This window comes from Pseudomonas fragariae (ex Marin et al. 2024), from assembly GCF_059621105.1.
In genome coordinates, this window is sequence record NZ_CM184369.1 from 2,566,729 (window position 1) to 2,583,059 (window position 16,331).

General features: G+C 58.2%; 22 protein-coding genes. 16 read left to right on the plus strand and 6 right to left on the minus strand.

Annotated features, from left to right (window positions below; translation table 11 throughout):
• The first annotated feature begins 12 nt into the window (after positions 1 to 12).
• From AC54XV_RS11395 to map, 4 genes are all read left to right on the plus strand, one after another.
• The gene (locus AC54XV_RS11395; RefSeq protein WP_058399456.1) at positions 13 to 1,044 is read left to right on the plus strand and encodes an Ldh family oxidoreductase; all 1,032 of its coding nucleotides are present in this window, start codon (positions 13 to 15) and stop codon (positions 1,042 to 1,044) included.
• Positions 1,045 to 1,146: 102 nt separating this feature from the next.
• Complete coding sequence (locus tag AC54XV_RS11400; RefSeq protein WP_011267459.1) at positions 1,147 to 1,344, plus strand: hypothetical protein; 198 nt, start codon at positions 1,147 to 1,149, stop codon at positions 1,342 to 1,344.
• Between the two features lie 87 nt (positions 1,345 to 1,431).
• Entirely contained in the window at positions 1,432 to 1,689 is a 258-nt protein-coding gene (locus tag AC54XV_RS11405) for a ParD-like family protein (protein WP_004408456.1), read from the plus strand.
• A complete protein-coding gene (gene map / locus AC54XV_RS11410; protein ID WP_003346035.1) occupies positions 1,686 to 2,477 on the plus strand; it encodes a type I methionyl aminopeptidase in 792 nt (263 codons plus the stop codon). The genes AC54XV_RS11405 and map overlap by 4 nt, the downstream gene beginning before the upstream one ends.
• 74 nt (positions 2,478 to 2,551) lie before the next feature.
• Here map and AC54XV_RS11415 read toward each other — a convergent pair whose 3' ends face one another.
• From AC54XV_RS11415 to AC54XV_RS11425, 3 genes are all read right to left on the minus strand, one after another.
• Entirely contained in the window at positions 2,552 to 2,788 is a 237-nt protein-coding gene (locus AC54XV_RS11415) for a DUF6555 family protein (RefSeq protein ID WP_011267460.1), read from the minus strand.
• 220 nt (positions 2,789 to 3,008) lie between these two features.
• Positions 3,009 to 3,710: an endonuclease gene (locus AC54XV_RS11420; protein ID WP_011267461.1), complete on the minus strand. Its 702-nt coding sequence runs from the start codon at positions 3,708 to 3,710 to the stop codon at positions 3,009 to 3,011.
• Between the two features lie 4 nt (positions 3,711 to 3,714).
• Positions 3,715 to 3,966 carry a DUF1654 domain-containing protein gene (locus tag AC54XV_RS11425; RefSeq protein WP_003416220.1) on the minus strand — a complete coding sequence of 84 codons (252 nt, stop codon included), beginning with the start codon at positions 3,964 to 3,966 and terminating at the stop codon, positions 3,715 to 3,717.
• A gap of 137 nt (positions 3,967 to 4,103) precedes the next feature.
• Between AC54XV_RS11425 and AC54XV_RS11430 the strand changes: the two genes are divergently transcribed.
• The 8 genes from AC54XV_RS11430 (at position 4,104) to AC54XV_RS11465 (ending at position 11,496) form a co-directional block, all read left to right on the plus strand.
• Entirely contained in the window at positions 4,104 to 4,328 is a 225-nt protein-coding gene (locus AC54XV_RS11430; protein WP_003315580.1) for a YgdI/YgdR family lipoprotein, read from the plus strand.
• Positions 4,329 to 4,521: 193 nt separating this feature from the next.
• On the plus strand, positions 4,522 to 5,481 hold the full coding sequence (locus AC54XV_RS11435) for a sugar ABC transporter substrate-binding protein (RefSeq protein WP_004408447.1): 960 nt from the start codon (positions 4,522 to 4,524) through the stop codon (positions 5,479 to 5,481).
• A 53-nt stretch (positions 5,482 to 5,534) separates the two neighbouring features.
• Complete coding sequence (locus tag AC54XV_RS11440; RefSeq protein WP_060405991.1) at positions 5,535 to 7,088, plus strand: sugar ABC transporter ATP-binding protein; 1,554 nt, start codon at positions 5,535 to 5,537, stop codon at positions 7,086 to 7,088.
• Entirely contained in the window at positions 7,085 to 8,077 is a 993-nt protein-coding gene (locus AC54XV_RS11445) for an ABC transporter permease (RefSeq protein ID WP_004408445.1), read from the plus strand. Before AC54XV_RS11440 ends, AC54XV_RS11445 begins: the two co-directional genes overlap by 4 nt.
• A gap of 1 nt (position 8,078) precedes the next feature.
• Positions 8,079 to 9,095 (plus strand): LacI family DNA-binding transcriptional regulator, encoded by a 1,017-nt coding sequence (locus AC54XV_RS11450; protein WP_004408443.1) that lies wholly within the window; start codon positions 8,079 to 8,081, stop codon positions 9,093 to 9,095.
• A 30-nt stretch (positions 9,096 to 9,125) separates the two neighbouring features.
• On the plus strand, positions 9,126 to 10,046 hold the full coding sequence (rbsK, locus tag AC54XV_RS11455) for a ribokinase (protein ID WP_058399458.1): 921 nt from the start codon (positions 9,126 to 9,128) through the stop codon (positions 10,044 to 10,046).
• The gene (gene rbsD, locus AC54XV_RS11460) at positions 10,043 to 10,447 is read left to right on the plus strand and encodes a D-ribose pyranase (protein ID WP_024639017.1); all 405 of its coding nucleotides are present in this window, start codon (positions 10,043 to 10,045) and stop codon (positions 10,445 to 10,447) included. The genes rbsK and rbsD overlap by 4 nt, the downstream gene beginning before the upstream one ends.
• A 23-nt stretch (positions 10,448 to 10,470) precedes the next feature.
• On the plus strand, positions 10,471 to 11,496 hold the full coding sequence (locus AC54XV_RS11465) for a nucleoside hydrolase (protein WP_024639018.1): 1,026 nt from the start codon (positions 10,471 to 10,473) through the stop codon (positions 11,494 to 11,496).
• Positions 11,497 to 11,518: 22 nt separating this feature from the next.
• Here AC54XV_RS11465 and AC54XV_RS11470 read toward each other — a convergent pair whose 3' ends face one another.
• A complete protein-coding gene (locus AC54XV_RS11470) occupies positions 11,519 to 11,713 on the minus strand; it encodes a hypothetical protein (protein WP_011267467.1) in 195 nt (64 codons plus the stop codon).
• Between the two features lie 309 nt (positions 11,714 to 12,022).
• On the opposite strand from AC54XV_RS11470, the gene AC54XV_RS11475 reads away from it, so the two are divergent.
• Positions 12,023 to 12,364 carry a lipoprotein gene (locus tag AC54XV_RS11475; protein WP_011267468.1) on the plus strand — a complete coding sequence of 114 codons (342 nt, stop codon included), beginning with the start codon at positions 12,023 to 12,025 and terminating at the stop codon, positions 12,362 to 12,364.
• Between the two features lie 66 nt (positions 12,365 to 12,430).
• On the opposite strand, the gene AC54XV_RS11480 is transcribed toward AC54XV_RS11475, so the two are convergent.
• Together AC54XV_RS11480 and AC54XV_RS11485 are read right to left on the minus strand one after the other, a co-directional pair.
• Positions 12,431 to 12,643 (minus strand): cold-shock protein, encoded by a 213-nt coding sequence (locus tag AC54XV_RS11480; protein WP_003315566.1) that lies wholly within the window; start codon positions 12,641 to 12,643, stop codon positions 12,431 to 12,433.
• Between the two features lie 295 nt (positions 12,644 to 12,938).
• Positions 12,939 to 13,244, minus strand: a complete 306-nt coding sequence (locus tag AC54XV_RS11485; RefSeq protein WP_058399490.1) for a hypothetical protein — start codon at positions 13,242 to 13,244, stop codon at positions 12,939 to 12,941.
• A 349-nt stretch (positions 13,245 to 13,593) separates the two neighbouring features.
• Here AC54XV_RS11485 and thrS point away from each other — a divergent pair, with 349 nt between their 5' ends.
• The 3 genes from thrS to rpmI are packed head-to-tail and all read left to right on the plus strand — an operon-like array spanning position 13,594 to position 16,322.
• Entirely contained in the window at positions 13,594 to 15,516 is a 1,923-nt protein-coding gene (gene thrS, locus AC54XV_RS11490; protein ID WP_058399459.1) for a threonine--tRNA ligase, read from the plus strand.
• Entirely contained in the window at positions 15,516 to 16,067 is a 552-nt protein-coding gene (gene infC, locus AC54XV_RS11495) for a translation initiation factor IF-3 (RefSeq protein ID WP_170846037.1), read from the plus strand. The genes thrS and infC overlap by 1 nt, the downstream gene beginning before the upstream one ends.
• A 60-nt stretch (positions 16,068 to 16,127) precedes the next feature.
• Positions 16,128 to 16,322: a 50S ribosomal protein L35 gene (rpmI, locus tag AC54XV_RS11500; RefSeq protein ID WP_002553160.1), complete on the plus strand. Its 195-nt coding sequence runs from the start codon at positions 16,128 to 16,130 to the stop codon at positions 16,320 to 16,322.
• Positions 16,323 to 16,331 lie beyond the last annotated feature (9 nt).

The window sequence follows — 16,331 nt, forward strand, 5'->3', positions numbered from 1 at the left end:
CAGGAGTTCCAAATGCGCGCCAATCCTGCCGATCAGTCGACCCGGGCCGTTTCCCTTGAGCAACTGACAGATTTGTTGCGCCGAATCTTCCTCGCCCATGGCACCAGTGCGGAAGTTGCCGGCGTGCTTGCCGAGAACTGCGCCAGCGCCCAGCGTGATGGCTCGCACAGCCATGGCATCTTTCGCATTCCCGGCTATCTCTCATCGCTGGCCAGCGGTTGGGTGGATGGCAAGGCTGTGCCGGTGGTCGAGGATGTCGGCGCTGCGTTTGTCCGGGTCGACGCCGGAGGCGGCTTTGCCCAGCCTGCACTGGCGGCGGCCAGAGCCTTGTTGATCGACAAGGCGCGCAGTGCCGGGATTGCGGTACTGGCCATTCGCAACTCTCATCACTTCGCTGCGTTATGGCCGGATGTCGAGCCTTTCGCCGAACAGGGGCTGGTCGCCCTGAGCATGGTCAACAGCATGACCTGCGTTGTGCCGCATGGCGCGCGTCAGCCCCTGTTCGGCACCAACCCGATTGCTTTCGCTGCACCCCGTGCAGGCGGCGAGCCTGTGGTTTTCGATCTGGCGACCAGCGCCGTTGCCCACGGTGATGTGCAGATCGCCGCACGCGAAGGTCGATTGCTGCCAGCAGGCATGGGCGTCGATCGCGACGGCCAGCCCACTGAAGAGCCCCGCGCCATTCTCGAGGGTGGCGCGTTGTTGCCCTTCGGCGGGCACAAGGGCTCAGCACTGTCGATGATGGTCGAACTGCTGGCCGCAGGGCTGACTGGGGGCAATTTCTCATTCGAATTCGACTGGTCGAAGCATCCCGGGGCACAGACACCCTGGACCGGTCAGTTGCTGATCGTCATCGATCCTGACAAGGGCAGTGGTCAGTCGTTTGCGCAGCGCAGCGAGGAGCTGGTACGACAGCTCCATGGGGCAGGGCAGGAGCGTCTGCCGGGGGATCGGCGTTATAGCGAACGCGCGCGATCAATGGCACACGGTATCAGCATCGCCCAGACTGACCTGGAGCGCCTGCAAGCACTGGCGGGTCATTGAGGCATTTACAAATTCACTGACCATTCGTCGCGACCAGTCTTGTATCAGCGCGCTGTTCAAAATACTGTATGCATGAACAGTAAAAAACGAATGAGGTCTGTCATGTCCCTTAAGTCAGCGCAAAGTCCGATTGCTCAACAACATCGTACGCTCTCTGCAGTCAACGAAATGCAGCGCGAGGATTTTCTCCGGCTGGCGGCCGCACTGCGCCAGTTCAATGCCTACGAGCCGGAGGTGTCGATAGTCATCGCGGCCGCCCGCGCGGGCGGTGAATACCGCCAGGCCAGCGCGATGGAGTAAAGCGGCTGAATGCAGCCACGGCACGTCTCGGGTTGATTGTGAGTATACGTAACGTATATGCTTCATATATTCAACTTGAGGTGAATCATGGGTCTGGTAAAAATTTCCGAAAACATGCACGCCAATCTGCGCTCTGCCAGCGTTGCGCTCAGCCGTTCCATCAATGCGCAGGCCGAGCACTGGATGCGTGTCGGTATGCTCGCTGAACTGCACCCGGCGCTGGATTACAGCGAGATCTGCCAGATGCTGATCCGTCTCGAAAATGCCGGTGAGACCGTGTTGACCGCTTCGAACTTCAACGTCTCGGAGCTTGCAGCTTCCAGCCTGTCCAAGGCGGCCTCATGAGCAGCGCTATCGGTATCAAGACCGAACAGGACCTCGTGCAGTTGCGCATAGCCGGCAGGCTGGCTGCCGATGTGCTCGCGATGATCACGCCTTACGTCAAGGCTGGCGTCAGCACCGAAGCGCTCGACGACATCTGCAATGAATACATCGTCAAAGAGCTGAAAGTGATTCCCGCGAATGTGGGTTATCACGGTTTTACCAAGACCACCTGCATCTCCCCGAATGCCGTAGTGTGCCATGGCATACCTTCTGCCACCGATATCCTCAAGGAAGGCGATATCGTCAATATCGACGTTGCAGTGATCAAAGACGGCTGGTACGGCGATACCAGCCGTATGTACCTGGTGGGTGAGGTCAGCCCGCTGGCCAGGCGTCTGGTCGAGACGACCTATGAGGCAACTCGCGCCGGTATTCATGCCGTGCGTCCGGGGGCAACCCTGGGTGATATCGGTTACGCCATCCAGAGCGTCGCTCATCGCGAAGGCTTCAGCGTGGTACGTGAGTATTGCGGGCACGGTATCGGGCGCAAGTACCATGAAGAACCGCAGGTTCTGCACTATGGTGCGCAGGGCAAAGGCCTCAGGCTCAAACCGGGCATGGTGTTCACCATCGAGCCGATGATCAATGCGGGCAGGGCGGGCACCCGGACGTTGCCGGATGGCTGGACGGTTCTGACCAGCGACCTCTCACTGTCTGCGCAGTGGGAGCATATGGTTGCCGTCACCTCGACCGGTTTCGAGCTGCTGACGCCGTGGCCTGACGGTACGGGTGATTACCCGGCCATCTGATCCAGTAGGGTCTGGCAATGTATATGAACAATGGCCTTTTCGAAGGCCATTGCTTTGTTGGAAAGGGCGATGCCTCAGGCTTGTAGCGAAGACCTTCTCCAATGCACCTGCGTCACGCCAAAACGCTTGGCCTGCAAGGTTGCGACGCCTATCGGGCCTGCGGATATATTGCCGCTCACTGTCCCGACACCTGCATGCAGGGTCGCACAATGCAATGCATCGCTCTGGCACAGTTGCTTTGCATGATGCAGAAAGCAGTAAGGTTGGCCATTGAACTGATAGTGAATTTCAAATTCCGTTTGATGATTCATCTTCCCTGCCTGCGAACGTGATGATTAGCCTGGCTGTTTTGACGTATGCACGAGAAGGATCGTCCCCGACTACGCCCTTGTTTTCAAAGAGTAGAACGAAAATCATTCTGCTTATGGGCTAGTTAACAGTTGACCGATGAGTGGTTTTGGATTCACTCAGATGCATTCATCAATGGCCGAGCAATCATCCGTATGAGGGCTCGGCCTTTGATCAACTTCGTTATTTACACGACTTCAGGTCTACCGGGCCTACAAAATCATTGCCACGCCCCATGACACAGGCGACCTGCTGGTTACGCTGGCGCTCCCATGCCTGGGGCGGATAGGTTTTGTCCCAGGCTTGATAAAGCTGTTGGTCCTGGCGCGAGAGACGCAAGTTGTATTGTTTGCTCATGTAGAAGTAGGTGCGCGCAATCATGCCGCGTATCGAGGGGCGGGGCATGACCTTTTTGGCCTTGAAATCCACTTGCGTCAGGCAAGAACCGTACTGACCCTTTTGTTCGGGTATCCAGCCAAAACTGAAATTGCTGCGGTCGCCGTTGACCTCGCCGATGCTGGGCACCAGATTATGCAGGTCCGCCTCGGCGCGTTTGTAGACCGGGTCGGTTTTTGTGCAGTTCTTGCGCCCGCCGTTCTGCCAGCATTGGCGCAGGTGGCCGATCTGCCAGGCAGGCACAATGTGCTCCCATTCAATACGACTGGCGCGTTTGGCGCTCTTGCGCGGGACGTAGCCGCAGCCAGCGAGATCGACTCGATTGCCGGTGTATTTGCAGCCGCAGTAAAACTCGGTCGACTGCGGCGCATACAAGCCCCAGGCAACTTTCTTGGCTTCGCTGAAGGTGCGCGGGGCTTGTGCCTGGGCGGCGAACGATGCGGTGATGAGCAGGGCGGTGCAAAGCAGTTTAGAGAATCGAAACGTCATGCCGTCAATCTTCCTTCGGCAACGTCCAGAAGATTTGCACGCCACCGTCGTCGCGCCAGGCGAGGGTGACATTATCGTTCTCGGCTATTTCTTCAAGCAGTTGCGCCCAGTCGTCTTCTGCCTCGTCCGGCTGACGAAAGAGCAGGGCAGCCCTGGATTTCTGCGCGGTGGGCGAGTTGATGATCTTCTGTACCCGCATGCCCATGCGCTCGTAAGGGCCGGGAGTGGAGGGGGTCGCTGCGCTTTGTTTTGCCACGGAAAAAGGTCCCTGAATATTGCTGTACGGGCATACAGTATTTGAGTGTCGGATCTTTCGCAACATCTATGTAAGATAAAGCCTTCCAAATGGCACACTGTTGCCTTGAAAAAAACCTGACGTTTCCGGAGTCACGCATGAATATCAAGTCACTGGCATTTCCGTTACTGGCCTCGGCAGTTGTGCTGCTGGCAGGCTGTTCCACGCCCTCGGTCGTCACGCTGCAAAACGGTACTCAGTACGTGACCAAAGATATGCCCAAGACCAAGACGCGCGACGGTTTCTACGAGTTCGAGGATATCTCCGGCAAGACCATCCGGATCAAGGCCGATGATGTGGCGACGGTCAAACCCGAGGAGTGAAACCCTGCTCATCGTGACGCCCGCTCCCTGCGTTAGCGGGGACGGGCAGCTCGGGCATATTTAATTTCCGGTGGATTGACAAAGGCTGCAGCTTTTTCCATAGTTCGCTCCTCGCAAACGTTTGCGCGACGATGCCCGGCATCGATTCTGCGCCGTTCGCCCGAACAATAATCACAAGATCGGAGATGAACTCATGAAGCTGCCATTCGCTGGACGCCTTCTCGCTGTCGCCATGTTTGCTGCCGTTACGGCAGTCATGCCCCTCTCTGCGGCTTACGCCCAGACGCCTGAAAAACCCAAGGTCGCACTGGTCATGAAGTCGTTGGCCAACGAGTTCTTCCTGACCATGGAAGACGGTGCCAAGGCCTACCAGAAAGAACATGCCACCGAATTCGACCTGATCTCCAACGGGATCAAGGATGAGTCCGACACGTCGGCGCAGATCCGCATCGTCGAACAGATGATCGCCTCCAACGTGAATGCGCTGGTGATCGCGCCAGCCGACTCCAAGGCGCTGGTGCCGGTGCTCAAGAAAGCCACCGATGCCGGAATCAAGGTCGTCAACATCGACAACCAGCTCGATGTCGACGTGCTCAAAAGCAAGAACCTGCAAATCCCCTTCGTAGGGCCTGACAACCGCAAGGGTGCCAAGCTGGTGGGCGACTATCTGGCCGGGAAACTGACCGCTGGCGACGAGGTGGGCATCATCGAAGGGGTGTCGACCACCAACAATGCTCAGCAACGCACCGCCGGGTTCAAGGACGCCATGGACGAAGCGAAAATGAAAGTGGTGTCCACGCAGTCCGGTAACTGGGAAATCGACAAGGGCAACGCTGTGGCCTCGGCGATGCTCAACGAATACCCGAATCTGAAAGCCTTGCTGGCCGGTAATGACAGCATGGCGCTGGGCGCCGTCTCTGCAGTGCGTGCGGCAGGCAAGGCTGGCAAGGTCATGGTTGTGGGCTACGACAACATCAATGCGATCAAGCCGATGCTCAAGGATGGCCGGGTTCTGGCCACGGCCGATCAGTACGCAGCCAAGCAGGCGGTCTTCGGCATCGAAGCTGCGCTCAAGCTGGTCAAAGGCGAGAAGGTCGATACCAACGACAAGGGCGTGATCGAAACGCCGGTACAGCTCGTTACTCAACCTTGATCCACGCCGTGTAAAGGTGCCCGTCCGCAGAGGACGGGCGCTGGGAGAAATGTATGTCAGCGTCTGCTCAGACAGCTGTTCTTTCGGTCAGTGGCATCGGCAAAACCTACGCACAGCCCGTACTCGGTGACGTCGACCTGACGTTGATGCGCGGCGAAGTGCTGGCGCTGACCGGGGAAAACGGTGCCGGTAAAAGCACCTTGTCGAAAATCATCGGCGGGCTGGTAACGCCTACCACCGGAAACATGGAATTCCAGGGCCAGCCTTATCAGCCTGCAAGTCGTACCCAGGCCGAAAAGCTCGGCATTCGCATGGTCATGCAGGAACTCAACCTGCTGCCGACCCTGACCGTGGCCGAAAACCTGTTTCTTCACGACCTGCCCCGCAGGGCCGGCTGGATCGACCGCAAGCGCTTGCGCGAAAACGCGACCGATGCCATGGCCCAAGTGGGGCTCGACGCCATTGATCCCGATACGCTGGTCGGCGAGTTGGGGATTGGCCACCAACAGATGGTCGAGATCGCCCGCAATCTGATCGGCGACTGTCACGTACTGATTCTCGACGAACCCACTGCCATGCTCACCTCGCGCGAAGTGGAAATGCTCTTCGAGCAGATCACACGGCTGCAGGCGCGGGGCGTCTCGATCATCTACATCTCCCACCGGCTTGAAGAGCTGGCCAGGGTGTCCCAGCGCATCGCCGTGCTGCGCGACGGCAAGCTGGTGTGTGTCGAGCCGATTGCCCGCTACAACAGTGAGCAACTGGTGACCCTGATGGTCGGCCGTGAGCTCGGCGAGCATATCGACATGGGCGCCCGGCAGATTGGCGAGGTGGCGCTGTCAGTCAAGGGGCTCAGTCGCGCCGGCAAGGTTCAGGATGTGTCCTTCGACGTGCGTCGAGGTGAAATCTTCGGTATTTCCGGACTGATCGGTGCCGGGCGTACCGAGTTGTTGCGTTTGATTTACGGTGCAGACGTTGCCGACAGCGGTGACATCGAAGTCGGAAGTCCGCTGCAAAAAGTCAGCATTCGCTCGCCAGCCGACGCGGTGGCGCAGGGTATCGCGCTGATCACGGAAGACCGAAAGAGCGAAGGCCTGCTGATGTCGCAATCGATCAGCGCCAACATTGCGCTGGGCAACATGCATTCGATTTCCAGCGCGGGCGTGGTCAACAGCGAAGATGAGCTGAAACTGGCGCAGCGCCAGGTGGCGGCCATGCGCATTCGCAGCTCCAGTCCGGGCCAGCTGGTCTCCGAGTTGTCGGGTGGCAATCAGCAGAAGGTGGTGATCGGTCGCTGGCTGGAACGTGACTGCACGGTGATGCTGTTCGACGAGCCGACACGGGGCATCGACATCGGTGCCAAGTTCGATATCTACGCGCTGCTGGCCGAATTGACCCGTCAGGGCAGGGCGCTGGTGGTGGTGTCCAGCGATCTGCGCGAACTGATGCTTATCTGTGATCGTATCGGCGTGCTGTCTGCCGGTCGCCTGATCGACACGTTCGAGCGCGATAGCTGGACCCAGGACCAATTGCTGGCCGCTGCCTTCGCCGGTTATCAGAAACGTGACGCGCTGCTCAATGATGCGGCGCCCAGGAACAACTCATGAAAAATACTCCTTCTCCGACGCTGACTGTGCCAGTCCGTCGCGGCGGCAACTACTTTGGCCTGGGTACCTACATCGGGCTGGCCGGTGCGTTGCTGGTGATGATCGTGCTGTTCTCGCTGCTCAGCGATCACTTCCTGTCCTACCAGACCTTCAGCATGCTCGCCAACCAGATCCCGGACCTGATGGTGCTGTCGGTCGGCATGACGCTGATCCTCATCATCGGCGGCATCGACCTGTCGGTCGGCTCGGTGCTGGCGCTGGCTGCTTCGGCGGTCAGTGTGGCAATCCTCGGCTGGGGCTGGAGCGTGTTTCCGGCGGCGTTGCTGGGCATTGCCTGTGCGACGCTGGCGGGTACGATCACCGGCTCGATTACGGTTGCCTGGCGCATCCCTTCGTTCATCGTGTCTCTGGGCGTGCTGGAAATGGCTCGTGGTGCGGCCTATCAGATGACCAATTCGCGTACCGCCTACATCGGTGATTCGTTCGCCTGGCTGTCCGATCCGATTGCCTTTGGCATTGCGCCGTCTTTCATCATCGCGTTGCTGATCATCTTCGTCGCTCAGGCGGTACTGACCCGGACCGTTTTCGGTCGCTACCTGATCGGCATCGGCACCAATGAAGAGGCCGTGCGTCTGGCGGGTATCAATCCCAAGCCTTACAAGATTCTGGTGTTCTCGCTGATGGGGCTGCTGGCCGGTGTCGCGGCACTGTTTCAGATATCCAGGCTGGAAGCGGCCGATCCGAATGCCGGTGCCGGGCTTGAGCTGCAGGTCATTGCGGCAGTGGTGATTGGCGGTACCAGCCTGATGGGCGGACGCGGTTCGATCATCAGCACCTTTTTCGGTGTGCTGATCATTTCCGTGCTGGCCGCGGGCCTGGCGCAGATCGGTGCGACCGAGCCGACCAAGCGGATCATCACCGGTGCGGTGATCGTGATTGCTGTGGTGCTGGACACCTACCGCAGCCACCGGGCTCGGCGCCAGGGCTGATATGGCAACCATCAAGGATGTCGCGGCCCTGGCGGGGATCTCGTACACCACGGTCTCCCACGTGCTGAACAAGACCCGGCCGGTGAGCGAGCCGGTCAGGCTCAAGGTCGAAGCCGCCATTGCACAGCTCGATTATGTGCCCAGTGCAGTGGCGCGTTCGCTGAAGGCCAAGACCACCTCGACCATCGGCCTGTTGATTCCCAACGGCATGAACCCGTATTTCGCCGAGTTGGCGCGGGGCATCGAGGATTACTGCGAGCGTAATGGCTTTTGCGTGATCCTCTGCAACTCCGATGACAATCCGGAGAAACAGCGTGGCTATCTGCGCGTGCTGCTGGAAAAGCGCGTGGACGGTCTGATTGTTTCTTCGGTGGGTGGCGACGCGGGTATTGCAGGCGGCCTTGCCGAGGTACGTACGCCGCTGGTGATCGTTGACCGGGAGCTGGACGGTATCGATGCCGACATGGTCCGTATCGACCATGAACAGGGTGCTTATCTGGCAACCCGGCACTTGCTGGACCTGGGACATCGCGCCATTGCCTGTATTGGTGGGCCATTTCACAGCACAGTGGCCGAGATGCGTCTGGCGGGTTATAGGCGCGCCTTGCAACAGGCGTCCGTTCAGGTCCGTGCCGAATGGGCGCTGCACAGTGAGTTCACCAGCTCTGCCGGTCATGAGGCAGCGTGTCAGCTTCTGGCAGCGCATCCGCCGACCGCGATTTTTGCTGGCAACGACGTCATCGCCATCGGTGTGCTGCGTGCCGCCGCCGAGCGCTTGATTCGTGTGCCTCAGGACCTGTCGGTGATCGGTTTCGATGATATCCAGATGAGTCGCTACGTTTATCCGGCGCTGACCACCGTGGGGCAGTCGATCATGCAACTGGGCGAAACCGCTGCAGAAATGCTGCTGAGCAGAATCGCCACACCCCATGCGCTTCCTGCCGAAAAAAGACTCGTGACGCCCAGCGTCGTGGTGCGCGAGTCTACGGCAGCGCCAAACACTTTATCCAACGAATGACGCGCAAGCACAGCAACGGATTAATCAGCCATGCAAGCAAAAATAGTGATAGTAGGCAGTCTGAACATGGATCTGGTCATCCGCGCCCAGCGTCTGCCACGTCCTGGCGAGACCTTGAGCGGGGAGACATTCGACACCGTACCTGGCGGCAAGGGTGCGAATCAGGCGGTCGCTGCGGCACGTCTTGGCGCCAGTGTGGCAATGATCGGTTGTGTCGGGGCGGATGCCTACGGCGAACAACTGCGTGCAGCGCTGCTGGCCGAGCAGATCGATTGTCAGGCGGTGACCGTCGTTGAGGGAGTGTCCACCGGGATCGCCTCGATCGTGGTCGACGCCAACAGCCAGAACGCCATTGTCATCGTGGCCGGTGGCAATGGTCGGCTCAGTCCGGCATTGATCGAGCGCTTCGACGCGCTGCTGGCAGATTCGCAAATCGTCATCTGCCAGCTCGAAGTGCCGACCGAAACCGTTTTCCACACCCTGGCCCGCGCCCGTGCGCTGGGCAAGACCGTCATTCTCAATCCTGCCCCGGCCAGCGAGCCCTTGCCGGCAAGCTGGTATGCCCTGATCGACTACCTGATCCCCAATGAAAGCGAAGCGCAGACCCTGACCGGTGTGAACGTCGACTCGCCGGCCGCCGCTGAAAATGCGGCATCGGTCATGCTGGCGGCCGGCGCGCGCAACGTGATCATTACCCTCGGCGAGCGCGGAACCCTGTTCGCCAGTGCGTCTGGCATGGAGCATATTCCAGCGCGTCGTGTGCAGGCCGTGGACACCACCGCTGCAGGTGATACCTTTGTCGGCGGTTTTGCGGCGGCGCTGTCCGCAGGCCATGGCGAATTGCAGGCAATTCGTTTCGGTCAGGCTGCGGCGGCCATCTCCGTCACCCGAGCAGGTGCCCAGCCGTCCATCCCGACGTTCGAGGAAGTACAGGAATTCAATTCGCTATGAAAAAGACCCCGCTACTCAATATTGCCCTGTCCCGCGTGATCGCATCGCTGGGCCACGGCGACATCCTGATGATCGTCGACGCCGGCATGCCAGTACCGGCAGGCGTCGAACTGATCGACCTCGCGCTGACCCGCGGTGTGCCGGATTTCATCAGTGTGCTGGATGTCGTGCTGAGTGAAATGCAGGTTGAAAGCCACGTATTGGCCAATGAGATGGCCGAGGTCAAACCGCCTGCGTTGCAGGTGATCGAAAGCCTGAATCTCGACGACCAGTTGGGGCAACAACGCTGGATAAGCCACGAAGACCTCAAGGTCTTGAGTCGCAAGGCCAAGGCAATCATCCGTACCGGAGAATGTCAGCCGTACAGTAATGTGGCGCTGGTGTCCGGAGTCGTCTTCTAATAATTCAATAAAGGGAGTTTCATATGACATTGATACAGTTTTCCAGACAGTTCATTCGTGGAGCGTTGCTCTTGTCCATTCTCGGTACTGCTGCTGTCCATGCGGCTGAAAAGCGTGATCTGATCATCGATACGGATCCAGGTGCGGACGATGTCGTTGCGCTGTTACTGGCGCTGGCGTCACCTGAAGAGCTCAACGTGATGGCTATCACCACGGTGGCCGGCAATGTGCGGCTCGACAAGACCTCGCGTAATGCCAGGCTGGCGCGTGAGTGGGCCGGGCGCGAAGAGGTGCCTGTGTATGCCGGTGCGCCCAAGCCGTTGGTGCGTACCCCGATCTATGCCGAGAACGTTCACGGTCAGGAAGGTCTGCCGGGCGTGCCCGTGCACGAGCCCGCCAAGGGCCTTGCCGAAGGCAATGCCGTCGATTACCTGATCCGCACCCTGAGCAAGGCCAAGCCGCATAGCATCACCATCGCCATGCTCGGCCCGCAGACCAACCTGGCGCTGGCCTTGGTACAGGCTCCGGAAATCACTCAGGGCATCAAGGAAGTGGTGGTCATGGGTGGCGCGCATTTCAACGGCGGCAATATCACCCCGGTTGCCGAATTCAATCTGTTCGCCGACCCGCATGCCGCGCAGATCGTTCTGGCCAGCGGTGTGAAGCTGACGTATGTGCCGCTGGATGTGACCCACAAGATTCTCACCAGTGAACAACGCCTCAAGCAGATCGCCGCACTGGGCAACAATGCTGGCAAGCTGGTCGACGGCATTCTCAATGAATACGTCAAGCTGGACATGGAGCATTACGGTTTGCCCGGCGGGCCGGTACACGACGCCAGCGTGATTGCCTGGCTGCTCAAGCCCGAGCTGTTTTCCGGGCGGCAGATCAACGTGACCGTGGACACGCGTGAGGGCATCGGTTTTGGTCAGACAGTGGCCGACTGGTACGGCACGCTCAAGCAGCCGCAGAATGTATTCTGGGTCGAGAACGGCGACGCTCAGGGGTTCTTCGATCTGCTGACCGAGCGTCTGGCGCGTCTCAAGTAAGTACGCAACCTGAGGCCGCGTATCAGGCGGGCAGTCCGGCCGCGGCATAGCGGCTCAGCACCTGGCTGATGAAGGCACGGGCACCCTCGGTGCCCAGTTCCTTGATCAGCAGGTCGACTGCGATGATCATCAGTTCTTCCGGATTCCCGGGGCTGTGCGAGCAGTGCCCCTGAGGCCATCTGGCCTTGATGTCCGCGTCTAGGGTTATGGCTGTCATGTCTGTCTGATCTCCACTGAAGGGTCACGCACACGCTGCTCGCTTCCCGGCGTTTGTGTCCCTGGCAGTAAACCATCCCGCGCGCATTTTGACACTTCTACTTAGATATGATCCTGATAGCCCGATTCAATGAGCTGCGGCGATAAACGTTTTGTGACGATTTCCTCGCACGCCCTGTTTCATGCCAAGGCAGACTCCCGTTCCAGGCAGATCAACAGGTTACACAAGGCATGTCGGTCGGACCGTGCAACCAACGCGCCTGAGCGCGGTCGGACAGGTCTGGAAATGTTCATTGGCAGAGGAGGGTGTATGCCCCGGAAATTCGCAACATTGGGTTTTATGGTCGTGGCTTCATTGATGGCAGGCTGCAGCAGTACGGCGTCTGATAGCAGTGCCAGTGCTGAAGCGCCCGTCAAGGCCGACGCGCCAGCCAGCAACGCGATACCTGGGCGCTGTGATGCAGGGCTTGCCCAGTTCGCCATTGGCAAGCAGGCGTCCATCGACCTCCTTTCTCAAGTCCGCGCCCGTTCCGGTTCGCAGGATGCGCGCATTCTCGGCCCTGACGACATGGTTACGCTGGAATACCGATCCGAGCGGGTAAACGTCAACACCGACGCGTCGGGGAAGGTGACCCGTATCAATTGCGGCTGAGCCGGTACTTTCTTTTGCGCATAAAAAAACCCCGTCAGTGACGGGGTTTTTTTTGTGTCAGGTGAATCAGGCCACCTGAACTTCTTCTGCCTGCATGCCTTTCTGGCCTTTAGCAGCAACAAAAGTAACGGTCTGGCCTTCTTTCAGGCTTTTGAAACCGTCGCTCTGGATTGCTTTGAAGTGTACGAACAGGTCGTCACCGCCACCTTGTGGAGTGATAAAGCCGAAGCCTTTTTCATCGTTGAACCATTTTACGGTGCCGGTTTGGCGATTAGACATGGTGTATCTCCAGAAACATAATTTTCAGTAACGTGCTGCTCAGGCCAACTGGGCACACCGGGCTATCATAGTCGAAATGGGCAAAAAAACAGCTATTAAGGTGGGCCCTTTGCGTAAAGGTACCGTATATGCAGTTCACCATACTCTGCAAACCGCCCTCAGAGGTGCCAGGCTCAGCGCAGAACGGGCCGTATCAATAGCGCTTAAAGCCATGATTTTCATGGCTTTCAGAAGTGCCGGGGCCAACTGCTATCAGTGCTTGGCACGTGCATTTTACCCCGGCTGAAAAAAATGATTATTTTGTCGCTGTGCAGTTCTCTGCGACCAGTTTTTGCAGTTTTGCCGTCAATGCAGCGGGTGGCGCTGCCTTGGTATCCTTGAGCGAGGCTATTTCCTTGTTGGTGAAGTGACTGTCCACCTGTTGTGCTCCGCATTCGCAGTGAGTCGTTGCGGTCTTGTCATTCAGCCCCTGTTTCTTGGCCGCAGCCACGCATTCCTGACTGAAGGTGGTGCGTGTCGCTCCATCCATCGCAGCGTGAGCACCCAGCGGGATGAGGGCGGCGCTGCAGACGAGGAGGCTGGTCAGGCGTGAAAACTTCATGGTGTTCTCCTTATTGCTGGAAAAAACGTACGGGGTCTTGCTGGTTTCTGACGCCCATGAAGCCAGCCAGTTCAGGCGGCGTGCCAATTCCATTTCATTTGCGTGGATGTGCATCCCGGCCGGCCTGGCTGTGTTAGGATGCGCGTCCTGTTATTTTCCAGCGCCCCATGGCCAATGGCTTTCGGTGCCGCGCAGGCAGGTTTTTTCGTACATTCCAGTCATCTGGTCCGGTTCAAGGTTGGCCCCAAGGCTCCTGCCACTGTGAGGCAGGCATACCACCGGATCACGTACTGGCTCATCCCAACCCACGTGACCTTTGGTAGGGGTCACCACTAGGAGAGGAGGCGCCATGCCAACTATTACTCTTCCCGACGGCAGTCAACGTTCATTCGATCAGGCGGTTTCCGTAGCCGATGTCGCGCTTTCAATCGGTGCCGGTCTGGCCAAGGCCACCGTCGCCGGCAAGGTCGACGGCAAGCTCGTCGACGCCTGCGACCTGATCGAAAACGATGCCAGCCTGCAGATCATCACCCCCAAGGATCAGGAAGGACTGGAAATCATCCGTCACTCCTGCGCGCACCTGGTAGGGCACGCGGTCAAGCAGTTGTATCCGACTGCAAAAATGGTCATCGGCCCGGTGATCGACGACGGCTTCTATTACGATATCGCCTACGAGCGCCCGTTCACGCCTGACGATATGGTGGCGATCGAACAGCGCATGCAGCAGTTGATCGAAAAAGATTACGACGTCATCAAGAAAGTCACGCCGCGCGCTGAAGTGATCGAGGTGTTCACCGCCCGTCACGAAGATTACAAGCTGCGTCTGGTCGAAGACATGCCGAACGAGCAGGCCATGGGCCTGTATTACCACGAAGAATACGTCGACATGTGCCGCGGTCCGCACGTGCCGAACACGCGCTTCCTGAAGTCATTCAAGCTGACCAAACTGTCTGGCGCTTACTGGCGCGGCGACGCCAAGAACGAGCAATTGCAGCGCGTCTACGGCACTGCCTGGGCCGACAAGAAACAACTGGCAGCCTACATCCAGCGCATCGAAGAAGCCGAAAAACGCGACCATCGCAAGATCGGCAAGCGTCTTGGCCTGTTCCATACCCAGGAAGAAGCGCCGGGCATGGTTTTCTGGCACCCGCAGGGCTGGACCCTGTATCAGGTGCTTGAGCAGTACATGCGTAAAGTGCAGCGTGAGAATGGCTACCTCGAGATCAAGACCCCGCAAGTGGTCGATCGCTCGCTCTGGGAAAAATCCGGGCACTGGGCCAACTACGCCGACAACATGTTCACCACCGAGTCCGAAAGCCGCGACTACGCGATCAAGCCGATGAACTGCCCTTGCCACGTGCAGGTGTTCAATCAGGGCCTGAAGAGCTACCGCGAGCTGCCGATGCGTCTGGCCGAGTTCGGTGCCTGTCACCGTAACGAGCCGTCGGGTGCCTTGCACGGCATCATGCGCGTGCGTGGCTTCACCCAGGACGATGCGCACATCTTCTGTACCGAAGACCAGATGCAGGCCGAGTCTGCCGCGTTCATCAAGCTCACGCTGGATGTCTACGCCGATTTCGGTTTCAAGGATATCGAACTCAAATTGTCCACTCGCCCTGAAAAGCGTGTAGGCTCCGACGAGCTTTGGGACCGTGCCGAATCGGCGCTGGCTTCCGCACTCGACAGCGCAGGTCTGCCTTACGACCTGCAGCCGGGCGAGGGCGCGTTCTACGGTCCGAAAATCGAGTTCTCCCTCAAGGATTGTCTCGGTCGGGTATGGCAGTGCGGCACCTTGCAGCTGGACTTCAATCTGCCGATCCGCTTGAGTGCCGAGTACGTTTCGGAAGACAACAGTCGCAAGAATCCGGTCATGTTGCACCGCGCAATTCTTGGGTCCTTCGAGCGGTTCATCGGAATTCTGATCGAGCATTACGAAGGCGCGTTTCCGGCCTGGCTGTCGCCTACCCAGGCAGTGATCATGAATATCACTGACAAACAGGCCGATTTTGCCCTCGAAGTGGAAAAAACTCTGGCTCAAAGCGGGTTTCGTGCCAAGTCCGACTTGAGAAATGAAAAGATCGGCTTTAAAATCCGTGAGCATACTTTGCTCAAGGTTCCTTATCTCCTCGTGATTGGAGATCGGGAGGTTGAAATGCAAACTGTCGCTGTGCGTACACGTGAAGGCGCTGACCTTGGCTCGATGCCGGTCGCCCAATTCGCTGAATTCCTCGCACAAGCGGTTTCCCGGCGTGGTCGCCAAGATACGGAGTAATTATTATTAAGCGTGAAATGAGACAAGATAAACGAGCTGCACCCAAGGCCCCGATCAATGAAAATATCTCGGCCCGCGAGGTTCGTTTAATTGGCGCTGACGGCGAGCAGATTGGCATCGTCTCGATTGATGAAGCGCTTCGTATTGCCGAAGAGGCGAAGCTGGATCTGGTAGAGATTTCTGCCGACGCAGTCCCTCCGGTCTGCCGTGTGATGGATTACGGCAAATCGATCTTCGAGAAGAAGAAGCAGGTTGCTGCAGCGAAGAAGAACCAGAAGCAGATCCAGGTTAAAGAAATCAAGTTTCGTCCAGGGACGGAGGAAGGGGATTACCAGGTAAAACTACGCAACCTGGTACGTTTCCTGAGTGACGGGGACAGGGCCAAGGTATCGTTGAGATTCCGCGGTCGTGAGATGGCCCACCAGGAGCTGGGTATGGAGCTGTTGAAGCGGGTTGAAGGTGACCTGCTCGAATACGGTTCCGTCGAACAGCATCCTAAGATGGAAGGACGCCAGCTGATCATGGTCATCGCCCCGAAAAAGAAGAAATAACCACCAGGGCACGGCAGGCCTTGCGGTTATATTTATCAACTGAATGCGGAGTATCCGAACATGCCAAAGATGAAGACTAAAAGTGGTGCAGCTAAGCGGTTTTTGAAAACCGCCAACGGCATCAAGCACAAGCACGCTTTCAAGAGCCACATCCTGACCAAAATGTCGACAAAGCGTAAGCGTCAATTGCGCGGTAGCAGCTTGCTGCATCCGTCTGACGTGGCAAAAGTCGAGCGCATGCTGCGCCTTCGTTAATTTTGATCA